This is a genomic window from Streptomyces sp. NPDC048415 (assembly GCF_040651675.1).
Classification (GTDB): domain Bacteria; phylum Actinomycetota; class Actinomycetes; order Streptomycetales; family Streptomycetaceae; genus Streptomyces.
In genome coordinates, this window is sequence record NZ_JBEZKJ010000118.1 from 1 (window position 1) to 21928 (window position 21928).

The 21928-nt window shown below is 68.6% G+C and carries 23 protein-coding genes and 2 pseudogenes; 12 read left to right on the forward strand and 13 right to left on the reverse strand.

Going from position 1 to position 21928, the window contains the following annotated elements; translation table 11 throughout:
* Positions 1–164: 164 nt before the first annotated feature.
* Positions 165–1253 (reverse strand): zinc-binding dehydrogenase, encoded by a 1089-nt coding sequence (locus AB0D27_RS40200; RefSeq protein ID WP_362519151.1) that lies wholly within the window; start codon positions 1251–1253, stop codon positions 165–167.
* 436 nt (positions 1254–1689) lie between these two features.
* Here AB0D27_RS40200 and AB0D27_RS40205 point away from each other — a divergent pair, with 436 nt between their 5' ends.
* Entirely contained in the window at positions 1690–1932 is a 243-nt protein-coding gene (locus tag AB0D27_RS40205) for a hypothetical protein (protein WP_362519154.1), read from the forward strand.
* Positions 1933–1963: 31 nt separating this feature from the next.
* Here the strand turns inward: AB0D27_RS40205 and AB0D27_RS40210 are convergent, their stop codons facing one another.
* The 8 genes and pseudogenes from AB0D27_RS40210 to AB0D27_RS40245 form a co-directional block, all read right to left on the reverse strand.
* Entirely contained in the window at positions 1964–2515 is a 552-nt protein-coding gene (locus AB0D27_RS40210; RefSeq protein ID WP_362519157.1) for a hypothetical protein, read from the reverse strand.
* Between the two features lie 15 nt (positions 2516–2530).
* Positions 2531–2743 (reverse strand): hypothetical protein, encoded by a 213-nt coding sequence (locus AB0D27_RS40215; protein ID WP_362519159.1) that lies wholly within the window; start codon positions 2741–2743, stop codon positions 2531–2533.
* 105 nt (positions 2744–2848) lie between these two features.
* On the reverse strand, positions 2849–3664 hold the full coding sequence (locus AB0D27_RS40220; RefSeq protein ID WP_362519162.1) for a site-specific integrase: 816 nt from the start codon (positions 3662–3664) through the stop codon (positions 2849–2851).
* Between the two features lie 63 nt (positions 3665–3727).
* Positions 3728–4082, reverse strand: a pseudogene (locus AB0D27_RS40225) (transposase); the annotation flags it as partial.
* Positions 4083–4812: 730 nt separating this feature from the next.
* The gene (locus tag AB0D27_RS40230; RefSeq protein ID WP_362519165.1) at positions 4813–5361 is read right to left on the reverse strand and encodes a YciI family protein; all 549 of its coding nucleotides are present in this window, start codon (positions 5359–5361) and stop codon (positions 4813–4815) included.
* 97 nt (positions 5362–5458) lie between these two features.
* Complete coding sequence (locus AB0D27_RS40235) at positions 5459–5587, reverse strand: hypothetical protein (RefSeq protein WP_362519168.1); 129 nt, start codon at positions 5585–5587, stop codon at positions 5459–5461.
* Between the two features lie 730 nt (positions 5588–6317).
* Positions 6318–6539, reverse strand: coding sequence for a hypothetical protein (locus tag AB0D27_RS40240; protein ID WP_362519171.1), 222 nt, complete (start codon positions 6537–6539; stop codon positions 6318–6320).
* Positions 6540–6829: 290 nt separating this feature from the next.
* The gene (locus AB0D27_RS40245) at positions 6830–7642 is read right to left on the reverse strand and encodes a recombinase family protein (protein WP_362519174.1); all 813 of its coding nucleotides are present in this window, start codon (positions 7640–7642) and stop codon (positions 6830–6832) included.
* Between the two features lie 771 nt (positions 7643–8413).
* Here AB0D27_RS40245 and AB0D27_RS40250 point away from each other — a divergent pair.
* Genes AB0D27_RS40250 through AB0D27_RS40270 form a run of 5 tightly spaced genes read left to right on the forward strand, consistent with a single transcriptional unit; the run spans position 8414 to position 12978 of the window.
* Complete coding sequence (locus AB0D27_RS40250; RefSeq protein WP_107473153.1) at positions 8414–8524, forward strand: keywimysin-related RiPP; 111 nt, start codon at positions 8414–8416, stop codon at positions 8522–8524.
* Positions 8525–8550: 26 nt separating this feature from the next.
* Positions 8551–10407 (forward strand): lasso peptide isopeptide bond-forming cyclase, encoded by a 1857-nt coding sequence (locus AB0D27_RS40255; RefSeq protein ID WP_362519177.1) that lies wholly within the window; start codon positions 8551–8553, stop codon positions 10405–10407.
* 29 nt (positions 10408–10436) lie between these two features.
* Entirely contained in the window at positions 10437–10691 is a 255-nt protein-coding gene (locus AB0D27_RS40260) for a lasso peptide biosynthesis PqqD family chaperone (protein ID WP_362519180.1), read from the forward strand.
* Complete coding sequence (locus AB0D27_RS40265) at positions 10688–11122, forward strand: lasso peptide biosynthesis B2 protein (RefSeq protein WP_362519183.1); 435 nt, start codon at positions 10688–10690, stop codon at positions 11120–11122. Before AB0D27_RS40260 ends, AB0D27_RS40265 begins: the two co-directional genes overlap by 4 nt.
* A complete protein-coding gene (locus tag AB0D27_RS40270; RefSeq protein ID WP_362519186.1) occupies positions 11119–12978 on the forward strand; it encodes an ABC transporter ATP-binding protein in 1860 nt (619 codons plus the stop codon). Before AB0D27_RS40265 ends, AB0D27_RS40270 begins: the two co-directional genes overlap by 4 nt.
* 203 nt (positions 12979–13181) lie before the next feature.
* On the opposite strand, the gene AB0D27_RS40275 is transcribed toward AB0D27_RS40270, so the two are convergent.
* Positions 13182–13358 carry a hypothetical protein gene (locus AB0D27_RS40275; protein ID WP_362519189.1) on the reverse strand — a complete coding sequence of 59 codons (177 nt, stop codon included), beginning with the start codon at positions 13356–13358 and terminating at the stop codon, positions 13182–13184.
* A gap of 508 nt (positions 13359–13866) precedes the next feature.
* Here AB0D27_RS40275 and AB0D27_RS40280 point away from each other — a divergent pair.
* A pseudogene (locus AB0D27_RS40280) lies at positions 13867–14139 on the forward strand (transposase); the annotation flags it as partial.
* 251 nt (positions 14140–14390) lie between these two features.
* On the opposite strand, the gene AB0D27_RS40285 reads toward AB0D27_RS40280, so the two are convergent.
* The 3 genes from AB0D27_RS40285 to AB0D27_RS40295 all read right to left on the reverse strand — a co-directional run bounded on the left by AB0D27_RS40285 (position 14391) and on the right by AB0D27_RS40295 (position 17018).
* Positions 14391–14879 carry a GNAT family N-acetyltransferase gene (locus AB0D27_RS40285; protein WP_362519192.1) on the reverse strand — a complete coding sequence of 163 codons (489 nt, stop codon included), beginning with the start codon at positions 14877–14879 and terminating at the stop codon, positions 14391–14393.
* A gap of 244 nt (positions 14880–15123) precedes the next feature.
* The gene (locus AB0D27_RS40290) at positions 15124–15756 is read right to left on the reverse strand and encodes an SMI1/KNR4 family protein (protein WP_362519194.1); all 633 of its coding nucleotides are present in this window, start codon (positions 15754–15756) and stop codon (positions 15124–15126) included.
* A gap of 743 nt (positions 15757–16499) precedes the next feature.
* Positions 16500–17018: a transposase family protein gene (locus AB0D27_RS40295; RefSeq protein WP_362519212.1), complete on the reverse strand. Its 519-nt coding sequence runs from the start codon at positions 17016–17018 to the stop codon at positions 16500–16502.
* Positions 17019–17384: 366 nt separating this feature from the next.
* Between AB0D27_RS40295 and AB0D27_RS40300 the strand changes: the two genes are divergently transcribed.
* The 5 genes from AB0D27_RS40300 to AB0D27_RS40320 form a co-directional block, all read left to right on the forward strand.
* Complete coding sequence (locus tag AB0D27_RS40300; protein WP_362519197.1) at positions 17385–17843, forward strand: nitroreductase family deazaflavin-dependent oxidoreductase; 459 nt, start codon at positions 17385–17387, stop codon at positions 17841–17843.
* Positions 17840–18307, forward strand: a complete 468-nt coding sequence (locus AB0D27_RS40305; protein WP_362519200.1) for a cupin domain-containing protein — start codon at positions 17840–17842, stop codon at positions 18305–18307. Before AB0D27_RS40300 ends, AB0D27_RS40305 begins: the two co-directional genes overlap by 4 nt.
* 69 nt (positions 18308–18376) lie before the next feature.
* The gene (locus AB0D27_RS40310) at positions 18377–19327 is read left to right on the forward strand and encodes an alpha/beta hydrolase (protein WP_362519203.1); all 951 of its coding nucleotides are present in this window, start codon (positions 18377–18379) and stop codon (positions 19325–19327) included.
* Positions 19328–19369: 42 nt separating this feature from the next.
* Positions 19370–20272 (forward strand): helix-turn-helix transcriptional regulator, encoded by a 903-nt coding sequence (locus AB0D27_RS40315; protein WP_362519206.1) that lies wholly within the window; start codon positions 19370–19372, stop codon positions 20270–20272.
* Positions 20273–21366: 1094 nt separating this feature from the next.
* Positions 21367–21928, forward strand: a 562-nt coding sequence (locus AB0D27_RS40320) for an alcohol dehydrogenase catalytic domain-containing protein (RefSeq protein WP_362519209.1), incomplete at its 3' end; no start/stop codon positions are given.

A 21928-nucleotide genomic window follows, 5' to 3' on the forward strand; every position in this document is an offset into this window, starting at 1 on the left:
CATCGCTTCGACCAGAACCAGGCCTCGGCCGCCGGTCGACTCCCAGTCCATGATCACCGGCTTGGCGGGGGCACGCGGCGAGGTGTCGCTCACGCCGCAGAACAAGAGAGCGACACAAAGGGAGACATCGCTGCAGGGGTGGGCGTGCGGCCCCGCTAACCCGTTCACGTTCGCTCGGGCCGGCCCACCGCAGCCGCGTAGGTGCTCGACGGTCGCCGTACGTGTCCGAGATGACGTAGGACGCCCAGGGGCTTAATGCCGGACGCGGACAACGAGCTTGCCGGTGGCGCGGTCGTGCTCCATGGCGTCGTGGCCTGCAGCACCTGCTCCAGGCCGTCGTAGACGCGGTCCACGGCGAAGGCCAGCTGGCCGGCCGCGACCGCGTCGAGGATCTCTTGGAAGGCCTCCCGAGGCAGGTCGGCGGCGTCGCCGAAGTAGCCCGCCAGGCGCACCCCCTTCGGCAGGTACTCGTTCGGGGAGAAGTCCCGCACCGTCCACTGGTTGGAGAGGCTGCCGCCGAAGCAGGCCGTGCCGTGCACGCGCACCGCGCGCAGAGTGTCGGGCAGGGTCGGCGTGCCGACGAGATCAAGGGCGGCGTCGACTCCGCCCGGGTACAGCTCGCGCACGGCGGGCGCGACCTCGCCGGTGTCGAGCAGGGGGTGGTCGACGCCGTGCTCCTTCAGCAAAGCGAGGCGGCTGGCCCGCCGGGTGGTGGACAGCACCGTGGCGCCGCGCCATGTGGCCAGCGCGGCGGCTGCCAGGCCCACCGAGGAGGTGCCGCCGCGGATCAGCACGCACTGACCGGGCTGGACATCCAGGCCGATGGTGAGCGAGCCGTAGGCGGTCTGCACCATCTCCGGCAGGGCGCCCAGCACCTCCCAGTGCAGGTCGGTGTCGACGGGGATGACCTGGGACAGTGGCACCGACGTGTACTCGGCATAGCCGCCGTCGTAGGTGCGCCCCATGTCCCCCATCATCGCGACGACCTTCTGCCCGGGAGCCAGCCCGCTGCCGGCCGGGGCCGCGTCGACGGTGCCGGCGGCCTCGATACCCGGCACCCGGGGGAAGCTGACGCCCACGCTCAGACCCAGCCGAAGCTTCAGCTCCGAGCGGTTGAGGCCGAACGCCTCGACGCGGATGCGCACCCAGCCGTCCCTCTCGGGCGGGAGCGGGAGCGTGATCAGCCGCAGGTTGTCCACGGGGCCGGGGGCGGAGAGCTGGACGGCGCGCATCGTGGTCGGCGAGGATGTCATGGGCGTGCCTTCTTCCCGGGGGTAGGAGAGTCGGTCGGCGGTGGTCAACATGCAGCCGCTGCGGCTTCATTCCCGACTCGCCCCGGTTTTCCGCCGGTTGAGGTTCACCCCCGACCATGTCCTTGCCGACCGCGCCTACTCCTCCCGCCGCATCCGCGCCTACCTGAGGCGTCGCCGGATCCCGCACACCTTGTGCACGGCGGAGAAGACCGGCCGCCCCTCGCGCACTGCACGGGTGCGGGCGGATTTGGACGCGAAGGGGCCTGGCCGCGTGAAGCCAGCGGCGCCGGGCGGTCTTTCATGGTCATACCGATCGACGTAATTCGCCTGGTTTCACCGGTGTGGATCACCAGCCCAGGCCATACTGACCGATCGCTCGTCTTTCCGTATTTTCGGAGGTTTCGTGTTATACACGCCTGCGTTCACGTCCGCACTGATGATCGACGATTGCACGAAGAGCGTGGACTGGAATCCGATCGCCTCTTCCCAGCCGACGTCGACGTTCACCGGCCTATTCGCTAGGTTCGTGTTCGCCAGCATGATCGTCATCTTGGCCAATCGGGAGAAGATCGACAATCGAACGGATGACGCGGCACGAGCCCTGAAGCTACTACTGTCCGCATTCTTCGGCCTAGCCATCGTCGCCTATTTGGACGAGCAGCGGATGCGGCTTCTCTGAACTACGCGCTGCATGACTCTCGGGACGGCGCTCAGCGCTGCCAGAGGAACGCGGCCTCGCTGCACGGCTGGCAGTTGAAGAGGTAACCGCGGCCCCCGCCGCCGAAGTTCGCGGAGGTGGCGAAGTCGTAACCCTCCTCCAGTTCGGCCGTGAACGTCATGCGGTGGGCGCACAAGGGACAGCCGGGAGTCTCGTCACCCTGGATCCAGTCAGGCTCGCCGCCCAGCCGTCCAAGGACCGGCTCCTCCGTGGGTTTGTCAGCGGGATGGAGACGCAGAGCGGTGACCGCGCCCAGGAGCGTCTCACCATCGGCCGGGACAGTGGCCGGGGCGAGCTCACCAGAGAACAAGTAGGCACGGTTGGCGCCGGCAGTGGCGTCCCAGTCGTCACACATCCCGGGATCGTTCTGGCAGAAGAACACCGCGACCACGCCGATGTCGAGAGGCAGATGGGCGAGGAACTGCATGGCCCTACCGCACTCGCGGCACCTCGGCCAGACGAATTCACCCGGGACGAGCGGCACTCCGCCGGTGCGCGGCGCGGGCGCGTCGGCAGTGGTCTCCCCGTCGTAGATCAGCAGCATGGCCACAGCCTAAGGTCAGCCTTCTGAGTCAGGGAGCGGGGTGGGGCTTTCAGCGCGGGCGGCGGTCCGGCCGAACGTCGGCATGCCGAGGCTGACGGCCGTCGATCGACGGGCCTCTTCGGCGTCGAGCTGAGCCAGCTTGTCCTGGGCGCCGGCGAGACTGCCGTGGAGTCCTTCGACCTCACCGAGCCAGCCTTCGCGCTCGGCCTCCGCGATGCGGGGGGCCATGAGGTTGTCGTGGATGTCGACCAGGTGTGCCCGCTGGGCCGGCCTGCTCCGCCGTCGCGTTCGGAACCTCCAACGGCCTACGCGTCACGTGCTTGACAAGGGCGGTCATGACGACCGCCCGAACAGGATGTCCAGCGATGCCGGGTTGTAGCCCGGCGCGGGAGGCGACGGCACCGGCTCGTTGCGCTCGTGGGCCTGACGCGCGTGATGGGCCAGCACACTGGAAGCGACCTCGTCCTTATGTGGTGTCAGATACACCTCTGTGGTGGACGAATGAACGTGTCCGAGCGCCCATTGGACGTCGGTCAACGTCAGCTTCGGATCGCGCACCATGCGCGCGGCCGCGCTGTGCCGCAGGTCGTGAAGGGTCCAGTCGGCGCCGAGTGAGGCGTTGACCCGCTCGAACATCCGGTGGGCACCGTGATAGGTCAGCGGCCGGATCGGGCGTCGCCGTGTCCACCACACCGGCTGCGTACGGCCACGTGGCACCGGGCCGTGTACCCCCTGCTGATAGAGACGCAGCCACACGAACGCGTCCGCCGACGCCGGCACCTGCTGCACCGCTCGCGAGCTCTTCCGCACCACACTGATCAACTGCTGGCCGGGGTCGACGTCGCACTGACGGATGCCGATCAGCTCCGAGACCCGTGCTCCGGTGGAGATCCAGAACGCGACCAGGGCTCGGTCGCGATTGGGGGGCAACGCAGCAAACAGCTCGTTGAACCATCCGTCGGGAATCGAGCGTGCGATGCGCCGCGGAAGGCTGGGCCGGTAGCGCCCCACCCGCTCGGGTTTCCAGCCGTCCATCGGGGTGTGGTGCGCGTGCGCCCGGCCGGAGCGGCGTGGCAGATCCAGTGGGAACGGGTTGAGCAGGGGACCGGTCCCCGCATCACGGTGGACGTCGTAGAGCCGCCGCAACACGGTCTTTGTCTAGGGTCGGCGCCGGTCTTGGCGCCATAGTCCGCGCCCGCGTGGCCGCCCGCAATGAGAGGAGATCTCGCCGTGCGTGAGCCCTTTCGCGGACAGCGACAGCACCATCTCGTCCACGCCGGTCAGCGGGCGCTGCCGCTTCTTCACCAGCTGCGGCTCGAAGGCGCCTGCGGTATCGCGCGGCACGTTCACCCCCCACCGGCCCGACGTCGGTCAGCACGGTCTTCGACCGGGTCCCGTTGCGGCTGTTGCCGTTGTTCTTCCCGGCCGGATCGTGCTTGGCATAGCCGACATGGTCGGTGATCTCACCCTCGAGGGCGGACTCCAGCACCCGCTTGGTCAGCATCTGCAACAACCCGCCCTCACCGATCAATTGCAGTCCCTCGCTCCGGGCCCGGTCCACCAGCATCGCGACGAGCTGCCCGTCCGACGCGGCCGGTACCACGCCACCGGCCGACTCTTCCGCGGACTCGGGCCCCATCGTCGACTCGCTCACTTGGCGTCTCTCCCTTGATCAGCAGATCCGCCGTTGATTAGACACTCCCGTGACCCTGGTGGTGTTCGGGAGCCGGAGCAGCAGGATGGGCGTGTGGTCGCGGGTGGACGGCGTACAGCGCCTGCTCGACGCCGTGCCCAGGTCGGCTTGTTCGCCCGGCGAGCAGCACGGCGTGGTCGCCAATGGCGAGCGGTGGGCGTGGGGACTGCGGGGTCGGCTCAACGGTCGTGGGGGCAACACAGGCTCTGGTCGAGGTCCGTGGTGACGCTGGCGCCGCCGCCGGCGAGGTACAGGGTTACAGATGCTCGCTTCAGCGCAGGTGTGTGTCCGTGGGGCGATGTCCACTTCGACGTGGCCTGTTGTGCCCTTCCGGAGGAGCGGGCACTGGGGAACGGTATGGAGGACTTCCGCGACGGGCGACCTGGGGCGACGCGGCCGGTGACGGGGCACCGGAGCCGCCTCTCTAAACTGGTCAGTTGCGAGAAGCCCAACCGGAATCCTCGCCACCGTAACCACGTTCAGCGCGAACCCACGGGTCCACCGGTGTGCGTCAGGCGGATGCGTCCGTGGGTTCGGCTGAAACACGAGGATGCTGGGCGATCCGAAGGCTTCGGCGGTGACGTCGGCGGGACGTCCTCGGTCATCACGGCCGCCCGCCGAATTGCCAGTTGTGCACCTCGATGTCGGCGTACCGGTCCGGGGTCAGGATGGCGCGTGCCGTGTCCGGGTCCGGCGCCCGGACCAATGCCGCCGTGCCCAGCCAGGTGGCGCCGTTGTCGGACAGCAGCGGCCCGTAGGCGATCAGCTCGTCCTGGTCGGGCGGCACCGCGAGGTCGGCGGCCTGCCCCGTGCCGAGGCCGAGAACCAGGTACCGGTTGCCGCCGGTTCGGCCGCCGGGGAAGTCCCACATGGTGCGCCCCAGCGTGTTGCGCCACCGTCGCAGCAGCACGTCCCGGTAGACGCCGGCCTGGTAGTTCGGCTCGTCGAAGGCGAACGCGCGGGCGGCGACGGGATCGGGCAGGCTGACGATGTGCACGCTTCCGGTGGGTGTGTCGCCGTCGCCGGCGAGGGTCGGGCCCCGGGCGATCATCTCCTTCGCGTACCGGTCCATATAGGACCAGTGCTCTTCCAGCAGCTCGTCGCGCAGCGCTACGGAGCCGGGCCGGTCGCGGTGGTAGCAGAGGAACTCCATGCCCAAAGGATCTCTTCAAGGAGGTAACCAGGTCGAGTGGGTTTCACTGCGGCGGCTGCTCGGCTGCCTCATCCAGAAGCACGCGTGCCGAGTCCGCCTAACGGATGGCTATTTTCTCGTCGATGCCGAAGACGAGGGCGATGTGGAGCGGGTCGGCCCGGGTGAGTGCCTCTTCGAGCCGCCGGTCGACGCGGAGACGCTCCAGCGTCGCGTCCTGTCCGCGCAAGGGGCGCTGATCCAGTGGTTGCCGGCACGACTGGTCTTCGTCGCGGTCTGGTTGTTGATCAGCAGGTGGAGGTTTGCTGTGTTCGGCCACCGGCGTCGCCGGTGTTCCAGCCAGTCCAGCAGCAGTTTCATCGTGAGGTCATCGAGCGGGCGTGCTCGTCCCGCGATAGTCAGCCGACGGTTGCATGTTTCGAGATCGTCGAGCATGAGGGCCTATCTGGGCGACCCGGGCGGCGCAAACCGCGGCGAGCACGAGAATCAGTCGCGCGGCCGGGGTGGTGGCTGCCGCGACGAATCGGTCGATGTGGCCGGGCGCGAGCGGTTGGAGCACGCCGTAGTCGTTCTGACCGACCTTGATGCGGCTGGTGGGTTGCGAAGTCCAGGCCGAGCCCGCATGCCTCGCTCACCCGCAGGCCCACCTGGGACAGCAGCTTCGAGTCCGTGTAGTTCCTGGCGGTAGGCGCGAACTTGCGGGAGGTCGCCAGTTCGCCGCCCCAGCCGGTGAACCGTCTCCCGACCTCCGGCTCACTCGGCGGAATCCGCAGCTGGGCGTCCTTGGCCCCGCGCGGCCGGTTCATCTCGCCGATCGCACTCGACGACCCGGCCCGGTCATCCGCAGGAGCTCAACCTTGGGCCGCAGCTCCAAGAACATGACGTACGTGGTCAGTGCCTGCGACCGGCCCAGCCGGGTGCCGCTCGGTGAACTCCCCAGCACCTTCCCGAAGTACGCGTCAGCGTCGGCGGGTTCCATGTCCCACAGCGGTCGGCCGAACCAGGTTCTGATCTGGTCCAAGTGCCCCGACGTCCCCACGGAGGGTGCCGTCCGCCAGCCCTGCCGAGGCGCGCACCAGGACGAACCCGGACAGCACGTCGGTCTCGAACCGCTCCAGCTCCTCCGCCGACGCGGGCGCCCAGTGCTCACGCAGGTCGCGTACGACTGCCGGCGCCGCCAACCCGAGCCTCCTCACCTTCGGCCCGACTGCGGATCGGTCGGACGAGGTGAGAACGCTTCAGGAATCCCGAAGTCGCGTCACGGGCCTGCAGAGCACACGAAGGAGGAAGGACCCCCAGCCACGGGGCCGGGGACTCAGCGGGACTCAGGAGAACTCACGGGATGTCGCACACAAATCGCTGTCCCCGGCAGCTGCCGGACATGGGCAAGGTTCAGAGGGGTCCTCCTCCAGGCCCGACGGCCCTCTACTCCCGTAGCTGCCGCGACGTGACAGGTAGCTGAACGTGATGGTCAGACCGTGGCTGTCTGCTCGTCGTGTTCACGCAGCATGCGCATGACGGTCGCAGGGGACGGGAGTTGGCCCTTCTTCGCGCCCATGGTGATGACCAGCCGCGAGGCGATGTCACGCAGGCTCAGTTCCTGGTCTCGCAGGTGGAGGGCCATGGAGAGCAGGTCGCCGTCGGTGATGCCGACGCCGCCGATGGTCTTGCCGCGCTTGCGGGCGGACTCGTGGCCTTCCAGGGTGCGGTCGCGGATGTACTCGCGTTCCATGCCGGACAGGGCGGCCGGCACGGCGAACACGACGCCGGAGGGGTCGTGCGAGCCCTGGAGTTCGCCGGTCAGGAACTCCAGGCCGACGTCGTCTGCCTTCAGCTCCTCTGCGAGCGCCGCGAGGTCGATGCCGCGGCCGAGTCGCTTGTGCTCGTGGACGACGAGGGTGACGCGGACGCTGGACGCGCGCAGTTCACGGGCGAGGCTGACGGCCTTCTCCAGTTCCGGGCGCTTCGTGGCGCGGGTGGAAATCTTCTGAGAGAAGATCCGGGTGACACCGGCTCGGCCAGGGAGTCGAGTTGGGAGTCGTGCCGGACGCTGGAGGCACGGGCGCAGCCGAGGCGGACGTGTCCGGTCTGCTCGGCGCCGGCGTCCGCTGGGCGCGGCAGTTCGGTCCAGGGGGGTCCCCGGCTTGCGTACGGCGGGGATGGGCACCTTGAGGGCCCGGGCGAGGGAGGGCACGCCCCGGAAGCGGGCGGTGAGGTACTGGATGGTCACCTTGCGCTTACCGGTGCGGCACGGCGAGCCCGCCGGGGCGGCGCAGGTGGACATCGGGCAGTCGTGCGACTCGACGAGCTCGTACGGATCGGGGGCGGGACGCCCCGGATCGTTTCATGAGTCAGTTTCATTAGTTGAGTCATTTACAACGACTCATGAAAGAGAGAACGCCCAGCGTGATCGGCGGATGGCGGGATGTTTCACGAGCGACCACCTATGAAACGCTCCCCCCGGTTCGGGCTGGTCAACTCGCGTCCGTGGAAACCACCTCGGCGAGAAGAACGGAAGCAGCTCATGCGGTCCTACCGCTTGAACCGCGGATACGCGGTCCGCTCGATCGAGGTCACAACAGAGAGGTCCGTCCCTGGCCTCGGGTTGTCTGCGAGGCAATGGAGAACGGCGGCAGCATCCAGCCATTCAGGCAGAAGGAGCGAGGAAGAGAGCGCGGCGGCGGGAGCGGGGTGCGCCCCGGCGGCTCCGTCCGGCTCCCGTCGGCGTGCCCTCTTCGCCACGCCGACCGCGCGCCTTTCGGTGCGCAGGTCGAAACGTTTATCCGTGCTTGCATGCACCCCGGCTCGCCTGGTGTTTCATTTTTGACGAACTCCACGAGTCGCAGTACCGCTCTCCGACCATTTTGGAACTTTACATATGATCCCATTTACTCTAGCGGCCTTGCCGCGGCATCCACATATGCGGGTAGCTATTGCGTACACCCGCTTCCTCGTTCCGGGCTCCCGATGAGCCTGGACAGGACGACAGTGAACCGGTCTCCGGTTCCCAGCCGGCCAGGGGGGCGGTCGTGACACCTGCACGTGAGGAGAGGTCATGAAGAAGGCTTACGAGGCGCCGACTCTGGTCCGGCTCGGGACGTTCCGGAAGAAGACCGGGCTCCTGCAGCGCTCCGGCAACGACCGGCTCATCCTGAGCAAGAACTGACGACCGACGGTTCCTGACCCGACGTCATGACTGAACTGCACGAGAGTGCGGGGACGGGCCCCGGCGACGCGCACTTCACGGTCTTCACCGACCGGGAGGACGCGGCCGCCGTGGCCCGCTCCTTCACCCACCCCGGCACGCGAATCCTGCAGCACGCTTCGGGCCGGCCCTGGATGGTAGGGCAGTGGCACGATGAGGAGATCGTCACCGTACGCGTCGGCCACGCGGCCCTCGCCGTCATCGGCTCCTGCCCGGTCGATGCCGCAGAGCTCGAGCGCCGTGCCGGGAGGCTGCGGGATCTCGCCGAACTCGACGCGCTGGCCCGCTCCCTTCCCGGTAGCTTCCACCTCGTCGCCGCGCTCGACGGGCGGCTCAGAGTGCAGGGCACCGCCTCCGGGCTCCGGCTGGTCTTCCATGCCCCCATTGGCGGAGCACAGGTGGCTGCGAGTAGCGCTGACGTACTCGCCGCCGCGCTCGGCACCGAGCCGGACGAGGAGCGACTGGCCGTCCGGCTGTTGTGGCCGGTTCCCCATCCACTCGCCGAGGCACCCATGTGGCGAGGCATCACCGCCGTGTCCCCACAGGACGCGCTGATCGTCTCGCCGGACGGCCGGACCGTACGCCACTCACGCTGGTGGACACCGCCGGAACCGGTACGCACGCTCGCCGATGGCTCCCCCCTCGTCCGCGAAGCCCTGGCCGCGGCGGTCGACGCCCGCACCCGGCAGGGTGGCGTAGTCAGCTGCGACCTCTCAGGCGGCCTGGATTCCACCTCCATCTGCTTCCTGGCGGACCGCTCACCGGCCCGGGTGGTGGGCAGCACCTGGCCGGGGCGCGACCCCGCCGACACCGATCTGTACTGGGCCGAACAGGCTGCCCGGTCAATGCCTGACATTGACCATGTGGTCTGGGACGCCGATGCCTCGCCGCTGGTCTACACCGACCTGCTCGGCATCGATGACCTGCTGGACGAACCGACCATCGGCGTCATGGACCGATCAAGGGTCCTGCACCACCTGCCCGCCATGGCCGAGCGCGGCAGCCGGCTGCACCTGACCGGTATCGGCGGCGACCACGTGGCCTGGTGCTCCGAGGCGTACTACCACCGACTGCTGCGCACCCGCCCCTTGTTCGCCCTGCGTCAGCTGCGCGGCTTCAGGGCCCTGTGGCAGTGGCCGCTGGGCGGCACGGCACGCGCGCTGGCCGACTCGCGGCCGTACGGGAAGTGGCTGGCCGACTCCAGCGGCCGCCTGCGAGACCCACTTCCCGCCACCGTCAGCACCAGCCTCGGCTGGGGAATGCCACCTCGCCTCTTCGACTGGGTCACCCCCGACGCCGAACGGATGGCCCAACGGGCGCTGCGAGAGGCCGCCGTGACCGCCGTACCGCTGCACCCGGACCGCGGCCTGCACACCGACCTCGAACAGATCCTTTCCTGCACCCGCATCATCCGCCAGTGGGACCGGATGGCCGCCCGGGCCGGCGTGCCGATGGCCTCGCCGTTCCTCGACGACCGCGTCATCGAGGCATGCCTCGCCGTGCGCCCGAGCGAGCGCGTCACGCCCTGGCAGTACAAACCCCTCCTGACCACTGCCATGAGCGGGATCGTGCCCGATGCGTGCCTGCGGCGCACCAACAAGGCCGCCGCTTCCATGGACGCATCCAACGGACTGCGCGAACACCGCGCCGATCTGCTGGCGCTCTGGGAGGGCTCCCGGCTGGAACAGCTCGGCCTGGTCGACGGCGCAGCCCTGCGCCGGCTCGCCCAGCGCCCGGCCACACCCGAACTGCGCGACGCGATCCTCTACTCGACCATCGCCGCCGAAGTGTGGCTGCGCAGCCTCCACCGAACCACCGGGCCCACAGCGCCCGCCTCCTCGTGACCGCAGCTCCTCAGCAGAAAGGCACACACATGCCATTGAAGTTCAGCGCCAATGTCTCCACTGCCGAGACGGACTACGGCACGGTCCTCCTGGACGAACGCGCTGGGGAATACTGGGAGCTGAATCCCACCGGCACCCTGGTGGTCGACACGTTGATGGCGGGCGGCGACGAAGCCGCCGCGGTCGCCGCGCTCGCCGACGAGTTCGACATCGACCTCGCCCAAGCGAAGCAGGACGTCGACGCCCTCGTACAGCAACTGCGGGCCTCGGGGCTTGCCGAATGACGACTCCCAGCGCCCTGGAACGGCCCACTGGTGTGCCCTTCACCAGGCGCCTGGCCGCCCGTCTCGTCCTGTTCCCCGCCCTCGTGCTCTCACTCCTGCCGCCCCGCCGGATCCGCGCCGTGCTCCACCTCGCATGTCGCGGAGCCACGCCGGCCACCGCCGAACAGGCCAAGAACGCACGGGACGCGATGTGCGCGGTGAGCCTGCGCTGCGCCGGGCCGAAAGGCTGCCTGCCCCGGTCCCTGGGAGCCGCGCTGCTGTGCCGTCTCTCCGGGTCCTGGCCGACCTGGTGCACCGGGGTGCGCGTAGTGCCGCCGTTCACGGCGCACGCCTGGATCGAGGCGGACGGCCACCCCGTGGACGAGGGTGTGCCCGACGACTACTTCACCCGGCTGATGACGGTCGCTCCCGGGAGCCGATCGGGCCGATGACCGACACCGCCGTGGATCAGGCGCAGCCAGCGGTCGAGGGGAACCGCTCCACCCGGGCCGCGGTCGCCACCATGTACCGGCTGACCGTCGGGCACCGGGCTTCGGTCCTCGCCGCCACCGTGCTCACTCTGCTCGGCTCCGCTCTGGGGCTTGCTCAGCCGCTCGTCGCCAAACAGGTCGTGGACGCGAGCGGACGGGGACAGGTGTTGTGGCCCTTGCTGCTACTCCTGGCCGTACTGTTCGTCACCGAAGCGACAACGGGCGCGGTGGGCCGCTTCGTCCTGGAGCGCATGGGCGAAGGCGTCGTACGAGGGCTTCGCCACAGTCTGGTGGCGCGGCTTCTCCGGCTCGAGATGAAGGAGTACGGCCGGCACCGCAGCGGCGACATGATCTCCCGGGTCACCGCCGACACCACCCTGCTCAGAGAAGTGGTCTCCCAGGCACTGGTCGATCTGGTGACGGGTGCCCTCGTCGCAGCGGGGGCGATCGTCCTCATGGTGTGGATCGACCTGCTGCTGCTGCTCCTGGTCGCCCTCACCGTGGCTGCCGCCGCCGTGATCGTCGCCTCGCTCCTCAAGGGCATCCGGGCTGCCTCCGAACGCATGCAGACCTCCGTCGGCGCGATCGCCGCCGACCTCGAACGCGCCCTCGGCGCCCTGCCGATGGTCCGGGTTCACCGAGCCGAGGACCGTGAAGCGGCCCGCATCGGAGAACGCGTCGAGGCGGCCTACAGCGCCGGCGTACGGACCGCGAAACTCGCCTCCGTGATGAGCCCCGCGGTCGAACTCGCGGTCCAGGGCTCCTTCCTGATCGTTTTGGTCATCGGAGGCCTGCGGGTCAACGGCCACGCCAACTCCCTCGGCGACCTGGTCGCCTTTCTGCTGTACGCCTCCTACCTGGTCCTTCCGCTGTCCTCGGTCTTCCGGGCGGTCGGCCTGATCCAGCGTGGTATGGGGGCCTATCAGCGCATCGAGCAGGCGCTGTCCCTGCCGGCGGAGCCCTCCCAGGAGACGCCGGCCGCCCGGGCATGCACGCGCGAGGCGGCCCGGCTGACCGTCTCGTACCAGGAGCCCGCTCTCGCCCTGCGGAATCTCAGCTTCGGCTACGATCCGGACCGGCCGGTGCTGCGCGGCGTCTCGTTCACTGTCCCCTACGGGCAGCAGACGGCCCTGGTCGGCCTGTCGGGTGCTGGAAAGAGCACGATCTTCGCCCTCGTGGCCAGATTCTACGAACCGGACTCCGGGACCCTGCTGTTCGATGGTCTGCCCGCCACCACACTGAGCCGCACCGCATGCCGCGGGCGCATCGCCGTCGTCGACCAGAACGCCCACGTCGTCCACGGCACCCTGTGGGACAACATCACCTACGCCGCGCCCGACGCCACCGAGGCTGAGGTACGACGCGTCGTCGAGTTCGCCCAGCTAGAAGGGGTCGTGCGGCGGCTGCCGGGTGGCTTGTCGGGAATGCTCGGCGAGCGCGGCGGCACCCTGTCGGCCGGAGAGCGCCAGCGCGTGGCCCTGGCCCGCGCCCTGCTCGCCCGCCCCTCGATCCTCCTGCTCGACGAGCCCACCTCCCACCTCGACACCATCAATGAGACCGCGCTCACCACAGTGATGAAGGACGTCGCCCGGGAATGCGCCCTGCTGGTCATCGCACACCGGCTCTCCACGGTCCAGCACGCCGACCAGATCGTCGTACTGGACAGCGGCCGCACCGCCGCCCGCGGACGTCACGAGGAACTGCTCACCAGCAGCCCCATCTACCGCGAACTGGCCGCTGGACAGATGCTCCGCCCGGCCAACCCCCGGACCTCCGCCGGCGCGACCGTCCGCCCCCACCCACGCCGCCCGTTGTAACCGGACACAGACACGACGCCGAGAGCGCCTCAGCCAGCCCGGCCAGCCATCTCCCTGCCAGGGCGACGGCGACGACCAGGTCATGCTCGCCGCCGAGAAGGCGTCCGGCACCGACGACGTCATCGCCCAGCTGCCCGCCAGCCTCGACACCGATCCCGCCCCCTCACGTCGCTGCCCTCGGGCCCCGCCAACCTGCCCCATCATCAAGCTGGAGGAGCGACCAGCATCGCCACCGGTGTTGACGCTGCCCAGGCATGGGCGCCCCGCCCGAACGCCATCAGCACCCAGTCGGTCACCAGGGATCCGGAGACCACCGGGCAGGTCCGGTCCTTCAGCACCAGCCCGTGGACGACTGTGGACGGCGATGTGCGCTCGGGCATCCTCGGCGATGTCACGGCGGATGCAGGTCCCTGTCTGACCGACCCGGACACGGACACGGTCCCCTACTTCGGCACCGCGCCGGTCGCCGACACTGATGTCCCACTGTCCAGGAGTCCTCGGACAGGGCACCAGCGACGCCGTCGAACACGATCTCCGGCGGGTTCACCCTCGGCAGCGGGCAGCCGGCGTCAGGGCTGAAGCTCATGGTCACCGCCTCGGACGTCGACACGGCAGTGACACCGCCACAGCGGGGACAGAGCCCCTCCTCGGTACCGCGACTACAGCATCCGACGGCACATTGACGCTGACCGTGCCCCCGACGCTGCCGGCGAATGTGAAGCAAGCCATGGACGACAACGGCGGCGCACTCAACCTGAACGCCACTACCACGGCCACCACCACGGGGGTACAGGTACTCGGCGCGGACACGCTGACCGCCGTACCCGAGCAGTCGAAGACAGCTCTCGCCGCCGGGACAGACGCTTCCGCCCAGGCAGCAGAGGCGCCGAGATCACCATCGTCTGAGCCGACTCCTCCTACGCCGGAAAACTCGTGACCTGGGCCAAGAAGTACCTCAACCTCACCATCAAAACCGTCAGCCGCCCCAAGGACACCACCGGATTCATCGTCCTGCCCCGTAGGTGGGTCGTCGGGCGAACACATGCCTGGATCATGCACGCCCGCCGCCACGCACGCGACTACGAACGCCTCGTCCAGCACTCCGAAACCCTCATCGCCTGGGCCGCCATCACCCTCATGACCCGCCGAATCACCCGAACCCGGGCCCGCGCCAAGCCCGCCCGCGTCACGCTGGTGCCCACCGTCCAGGGCGAACCACGCGCCGCGTGAGGACATCGGGTGCCAGAAACCCGCCACCCCGGGTCCGTGTCCCCGCTGCCGGCGGCGGCAGGGCAGCCGCCTCGCGACGGCCCTGCCAGAACCCCATCCCGGCGGCCGCGGAGCCCGGACCAGTAGGGCGCGAGCGATTGCCGATGCAGTCCTACCCGGCTCCGAGGTTCGAAAAGAGGCATTCAGAGCGGGCAGTACATGACGTGCAGCCCGACATAGCCGGCTGTCGGATGCCGGAAGCCCTCCGGCAATGTGCCCAGTACCTCGAAACCGAGCGACCGGTAGAGCTTCACCGCATGGACGTTCGTCTCCACAACCGCGTTGAACTGCATCGCGCGGTAGCCCGCCGCACGCGCCCAGTCCACTGTGTACTCGCACAGCGCGCGCCCCACGCCTTGCCCAGCGTGCGCCGGGTCCACCATGTAACTGGCGCTCGCGACATGCGACCCGTTGCCCATGTGGTTGCGATTCATCTTTGCGGTCCCCAGGACCACCCCTGAGTCGTCCACTGCGACGACCGTACGGTTCGGAGTCGACAGCAACCACCAGTCGCAGCCTTGGTCTTCGTCAAGATCCGTCGGATAGGTGAAGGTCTCGCCTGCAGCGACGATCGTATGAAAGAAGGGCCAGATGGCGGGCCAATCCTCCGTACTGGCTTCCCTGATCAACATGCGGACAGGATGCCGTACGGGTGCGATACCTCCAACGGCTTTTCCATCCGAAGCACGCCCGAGGTGCCGAGGCTGCCTGCAGAGGCTCAGAAACAGGTTCTCGACTTGAGTTTTAACCTCGAGCCTCGGGCTCGTGGTGCCGTTGCGCAGGCTCATCGTTGTCCCACCAGGCGTGACGAGTTGCGTAGCGGCGCTTGGGAACTGCGGTCCGAAGGCCCGGCGTCCGGCCGGTGTTCCGTAACGGTCACCGCTCGTCGCGGAAGCTCCTGTACTCGCCGTTCATCAGGTCCCAGAAGGACCGATAGCGGACCGCGCCGGGCAGCCAATGAGCGAGGTACCAGGCTTCCCACTCACCGTCAGGGGTGACCACACAGGGATTGAGGAGGTAGACGTCGGTGGCCTCCGGCGTGTGACTGATCTTCAGGGTGTGCGGCAGGTACTCGGGTCGGATCGAGACTGGGTCCTGGGCCTCGCCGTAGACGAAGTACTCGTCGTCACTGGTCCGATAGCCGGCATCGCCGTATCCGTCAGTCCAGCCGGTGACGAGCTCGGGATCCAAGTCCCGCGCCCACCCCACCTCGTGGACCTGCAGGATCCGGTCGATGTCATGGGTTGTGTTGAGCCAGCCGTTGCTCGTCAGCAGGAACTGCCGGTAGCTCGTCGGTAGCGTGGCGCCCAGGCGGTCCTCGAGCACGTCGACCTCCTCGCCGGTGGCCCCGCCGGAACCCAGCCAGCGGGCCCTGCGAACTTCAGGGGGGAACGGCTCGGCTCGCTCCTGCTCATGCAGCACGGGGTCGAGCCACTCGTCACTCCAGCGTTGCAACAGATCTCGCCACGCAGAGGAGGGCCCGTCATCGTGGCCTCGTATATCGCCCACGGCGGAAGACTAACGGCAGGCACTGACACGCCACGGCCTGACTTCGCGCACTCGACGGATCCGCAGCAACCGAGTTTAAAACTCAAGCTCAATGCCGGACCGCGACACGAGGGCCGCGAACCGTGCGGCTGCGGCAAGGAGCCCAAGATACGCCCCCGCACCCGAGGCCATGCGCCCTGTTCTGGTGGCGGCGCGCCGCCCAACGACCGTAACCTGCGCGCCTCAGCTACCTACGTTCTGGCTTGGGACCGACGAGGTTCCAGAGTCTCCGCCATCGAGCCAGCCAAGAGCACCCATGACCATGAGGCTCAAGGTCATCCAGGCAACGAGCGCTCCACCGCCGTACAGCACGGCACCCGGCACAAGGGCGCCGTTCGCGTAGGAGAGCACGCCCGCCACAACACCGGCGAGCACTGATGAGACGAACGCCAGAACCACTAGCAGCGCCCGCGTAGCTGAGGGAGTGAAACGCACTGGTCGAACCCTTCAGTGAGGGTGGTCGACCATCGGCGGGGCAGGCAGCCTCAGCTCGACCACCTTGCGATGGCCTGCTGAGACCTAGCGTCAGGACTCATCTCCGCCGAGGCGCCCTTCCCCCAAGGGACGCTCGAAAACCGCGCCTTCGGCCCCCGAGGCAACTCCCCGGGCAGTCAGCTGGGCTGGCAGGTTCCTCAACGACCCCCGTTGCCGTCGCCTCACCATCCCGGGGCTAAGGTAGCGCCCCATTTCCCTTGATCGCCATATCAGTTGAGGAAGCGGCCGCCGCTGTGTCCCGCCTGACGTCCCTTGCTGTCCAGGCCCCCGAGCGCACTGCCTGTGCAGCTTAGAGACGCACGCAGTAGAGGGCACCGCGGCAACTTGCTCCCGTACGCCGCATCGCCATCTGCGCGCCGCGACTGCCCGATGCGAGGCCGCGCAGCCCGCTCGCCTTCGGGCGGCGGTCGGCGGGCGGCGGGCGGCGGGCGGCGAGCGGCGAGCGGCGAGCGGCGAGCGGCGAGCCAGCGTCCGACCGCCCGGTCCAGCGCGTCGCCGTCAATGCGGGCCAGCAGCCGCCGGACCGTCGTTTCCGCAGGCAGGAACCGCTTCGGGAACAGTGGGTCGAGGCGTACGCCGAGGCGTTCCAGGATGTACGGCGGGGCGTCGTTGATCCACTCTCTGACTGCCAGCACTGAGGTCGCCCCCGCCAGAACCGCGCACGCGGTCAGCGCGAGCACGGCAACCAGAGCGTGCCGTATGCCGCGTGGGTTTCGCGGGTCGGGCACCTCGGCCAGCCGCTCCAACAGGCATGGGGCCTCGTCGCATACGGCCTCGGGATGCTCGCGGAGCCGGTCAAGGGCAGGCGGGATCAGCGATGATGCGTCGACAGGCCCGGTCTTCCACTCGGATCACGGGGCGTAGAGAACTCCATGATCTTGGAAGCCTGTGCCTGCCAGGTTCCGGGGCGCCACCGAGCTGACAGGCGGCCATGAACCGGGGCCTACACGAGAACACCGAAGCCCTGAGTAGTACCGCTGTTCCTACCCTCGCGACTGGCGGCTGGCGTATCGCCCAGAGGATGATCGAACAAGCGAACTACGGCCCGGGCCTGCAGCGGCGCAGGCGCGGCGCAGTCCGAACCGGAGACAGGCATGACTGACAAACCGGACTTGAACGCACGCATCATCGACGAGTTCCGTGCCAACAAGGGAGAGGTCGGTGGTGGTTTCAGCGGGGCGCCCCTACTCCTGCTGCACACCGTCGGCGCGCGCTCGGGCAGGTCCCGCGTCAATCCGATGATGTACCTGGCCGACAGGGGCGGCTTTCTCGTCTTCGCCTCCAAGGCCGGCTCCGACCGCAATCCGGACTGGTACCACAACCTGCTCGCGCATCCGGAGGTACGCGTCGAGGTGGGCGACGCGATCCTCGCCGTACGCGCCGTCGAACTGCGGGGCACGGAGCGCGACACGGCGTTCGCCGAGCAGGCTCGCCGCTATCCCGGCTTCGCCGGCTATCAGAGCAAGACCGAGCGGGTCATCCCCGTGATGGCGCTCATTCCCCTCGGCGAAGGCGCCGAGTCCGCCGATCGCGCAGAACGGACATCGTCATGACCATGGCCTACCTCGCCCAGCCCGAGCAGCAGCAGAGGCTCGAATGGCTCGACGGCGGCGAGTTCGCCGTACTCCTGGACAGCGCGGCCACCGCCGGACAGTTGACCGTCGGACGGTTCTCCGTCAGCAAGGGCGAGGCGCCGCCCTACCACACGCACACCCGTGAGGACGAGGTCTTCATGCTGATCAAGGGCAGTGCGCTGTTGTGGTGCGACGACCAGGAGATGGAGCTGTCGGAGGGCGGCATCGTCTACCTCCCCCGGAACGTGCCCCACGGCTACCGGATCACTTCCGACACCGCCGACCTGCTGATGATCTGCACTCCCGGCGGCATCGAAGGCATGTTCCGCCACGCCGGACGTGACCTGGCCGCCCCGCGCCCCGAAGGCTTCGAGGTCTCACGGGACCGCATGGCCGAAGCCGCCGACATGTACGGCCAGATCATCGTCGGGCCGCCGCGCTGACCGTCGGCAGCTCCGCAGCGATCACCGCTCCGCCGTACGGCACTCACCGGAACCACGAAAGGCACTGCCATGTCCCGGCAACAGCGCCAGACCCTCGACGAGCTGCTGCGGCACGGCCCGCTCGACCTCGGAGGCGATGTCGCCGAACAGCGCGCCGTCTTCCACGACATGATGACGTCCATACCGTTGCCGTCCGATGTCTCGACCACGGCAGGCGAGTGGGGCGGTGTACCCGTCGTCACCGTGGAGACGCCGGCGAACGACCCGGCGACCGTGCTGCTGTACCTGCACGGCGGCGCCTATGCCATCGGCTCGGCGGCCGACGCCGCGGGCCTGGCCGGGGACGTCGCCCGGCGCACCGGTGCACGCGCCGTGTGCGTGGACTATCGGCTGGCCCCCGAGGACCCGTTCCCCGCGGCCGTCGACGACGCGCTGGCCGTCTACCGCGCTCTGCTCGACGACGGTATTCCCAGCTCCGCCATCGCCCTCGTCGGCGAGTCGGCGGGCGGTGGTCTCGCCGTCGCGACGCTGGTCGCCGCCAAGGACGCGGGCCTGCCCCAGCCCTCGTCGGCCGCGGTCTTCTCCCCGTGGGCCGATCTGAGCGTGTCCGGCGACAGCGTGGCCGGCAAAGCCGCCGTCGATCCCGCGCTGACCCCCGAGGGTCTGCGCACGCGCGCCCGCGACTATCTGGGCGACACGGATCCCGCCACGCCGCATGCCAGCCCCGTCTTCGCCGATCTGACCGGCCTGGCGCCCCTGCTCATCCAGGTCGGCTCTCACGAGATCCTGCTGGACGACGCCGTACGGCTGGCAGCCCGCGCCGCCGAACACGACGTCCACGTCGAACTGCAGGTCTGGCCCCAAGTACCGCACGTCTTCCAGGCGTTCGCCGCGATGCTCGACGAGGCCGACGACGCGCTGCGGGCCGCCGCCGCCTTCACCCGCGCGCACTGGGCCGCCACCGACGACGCGTCCGGCGAGGCGCGGCCGTCGAGTAAAGAGTCCGTTGTGCGGCAGTAGAAGCACCATGCGGTCCACGGCATCTGGACGACGATGACCTGCATGGCAACGACGAACCACTTCGGCATCGCTGTGCGGGGCTGGCGCGAGCGCGTGTCACCTCAGGACAGCGGGCTGGAGGCGGGCCAAGACCGGCGCATCCCCGGACTGCGCCGAGAGGAACTGGCCCGACTGGCCGGGCTGTCGGTCGACTACGTGGTCCGGCTGGAACAAGGCCGCGCTCGCCACCCTTCGGCCCAGGTGGTCGCCGCCCTGGCCAGAGCGCTGCGCCTCGACCCGTCCGAGCGCGACCACCTGTTTCGCTGCGCCCGTCTCGCACCGCCCTCCACCGGGAACGTGTCCCGGCAGGTGCCCGCGAGGGTGCACCGACTGGTAAGCCAGTTGGGAGACAATCCCACCGCGGTCTACGCCGCCGACTGGACCATCATCGGCTGGAACGCGATGTGGTCCGCCGCGGTCGGCGATCCCCGTACGTACGGCTGGGACGAGCGCAATCTCGTCGCCGGGATGTTCCGGTCGAGCGGCGGACGTGTGCGGGAACCAATCGCGGCATGGCCCGTTCGGTCCTGGGCGGGCGACGAAGTGGAGGAGGAGGACCTCGTCGCGGACCTGCGTGTGACAGCGGCCGCCCATCCCCACGACGGACGACTCGCCTCATTCGTCGATCACATGCGGCGAAACAACCCTCGCTTCGCCCGCCTGTGGTCCAACGGCACCGCCCGCACGCATGCCGGTGACCGCAAGACCATCGAACATCCGCTGGTGGGCGACATCGCTCTCGACCTCGACGTCCTGATGGCCGCCGGCACCGACCTCAGGATCGTCACGTACACCGCCGAGGCCGAGACTACCGACGCGGAGAAGATGAACGCTCTGCGTGCCGCCTGCCGTCCGCCGGTCAAGAGCCCGTCCCGCCCCACGACAGAGATCTCCAGTTCCGGCTGATGACACCGATCCCAGGCTCAGGACGATGCGCCGGAACCTCGGCCAACCGGGCCAACAATCCGAGCAGTTCATCCTCGGCGACGCCAGGCTGATCACGGAGTTGGTCAAGGACGGCCGGGTCGGAGAAGATACGACGGCGGGCACGGCCTTCCGTAGGGTTCACTGGACTCGACACCTACATGATCTTGGAAGCTCGTGCCTGTCCTACGTTCGGAGCCCATATCGGGAGAACCCGGCTCAACCCGCGACTGCGCCGGGGCCTGGGCCCGCACCGATGCCGGGGCCTGGGCCCGCACCGATCACTAGGTCACACCCAGACCACACACCCGATCTCATCAAAGCCCGGCACCTGAGAACGCTCGAGCCCTGTTTGATCGGCAGAGCACACTACGACAGCAGCAAACGGTTACGGTTATTTCATCGGATTCGTCGGAGCTTCTCGAAGTAGGAGCTGCCTCATTAACAGGAGGCTGGAAGATGGCCGACAAGACGACGCCGACGTATCTGGGTGCTCGATGCCGGGTCGCACGTGGTCGTTCTCGTCAGGGCCAGGGCGAAGGGGAAGACCGGCCGCACCATGGAGAACGAACACTGTCTGCTGTTCACCGTGAACGGCGGCTGATCAGCGAGGCCCGGCTGTACGCGGGCACCGCCAAGGGGCGTAACTCAATCGACGGCCTCCCGGTGTACCCCTCGGCAGGCTCCTGAGCCCCGAACCGGCGCAGCGGGCATTCGCGCCACGCTGCATCGTCCGTCACCGGGAATCTTTCCGGGTCCGGGCGTAGCGATCCCGAAATGCTAAATTCATAATCTGAACTCACATCAGTGCACGGCGGCGAGCGGTCCTGACCACGGGCCTGAGTAAGCCGCACGAACCCAGCGCGCTCAAATGATCATGCTGAGCGAGGCGGTAAGGGCCTAGAGGGACCCGACGCCGATGACAATTTGCGCACGGGCCTGGCCTGCTCCATCGAGAAAGAAAAGTCTGGAGCCTGGTCGCCGACGAGGATGCCGGACCCAGCATTCTTCCTGTTCAGAACGCCCGCCGAGTTCGTCGGGCGCTGAGAGAGGAAAGGTCACTCATGCCACAATCCATGCGCGCGCTCGTAGCCGGAAAGGTTGGCGAGCCGACCGATGTCCTGCGGCTGGAATCCCGGCCAGTTCCCACGCCAGAAGCCGGTCAGGCGTTGATCCGTGTGAAGGCGACTCCGATTCACGCCAGCGATCTGCACGCGCTGCGTGGCCGCTACGGGTTCTCCCCCGAGTTCCCCGCGGTTGGGGGTCACATGGAATGCGTGGGCCGTATCGAGGCCCTGGGCCCGGATACCGAGGGACTAAAGATCGGCGAGCGCGTGGTGACCGTTGCAGTCCCGGCGGTACCCGGGCCCCATGTGGCCGGCACTTGGCAGGAATACCTAGTTGCCGATACACGAAGGCTCCTGCCGGTCCCCGATCATCTGAGCGACTCCAGCGCCTGTCAACTCGCCGTCAACCCGTTGACCGCGCTACTCCTGGTGACACGCGAACTCGACGTGCAGCCGGGCGAATGGCTGTTGCAGACGGCCGCGGGCTCCACCGTCGGCCGGCTCGTCATTCAGCTGGCCAGGCATCTGGGTATTCGCACGATCAATGTCGTGCGGCGGCGCGATGCCGTTG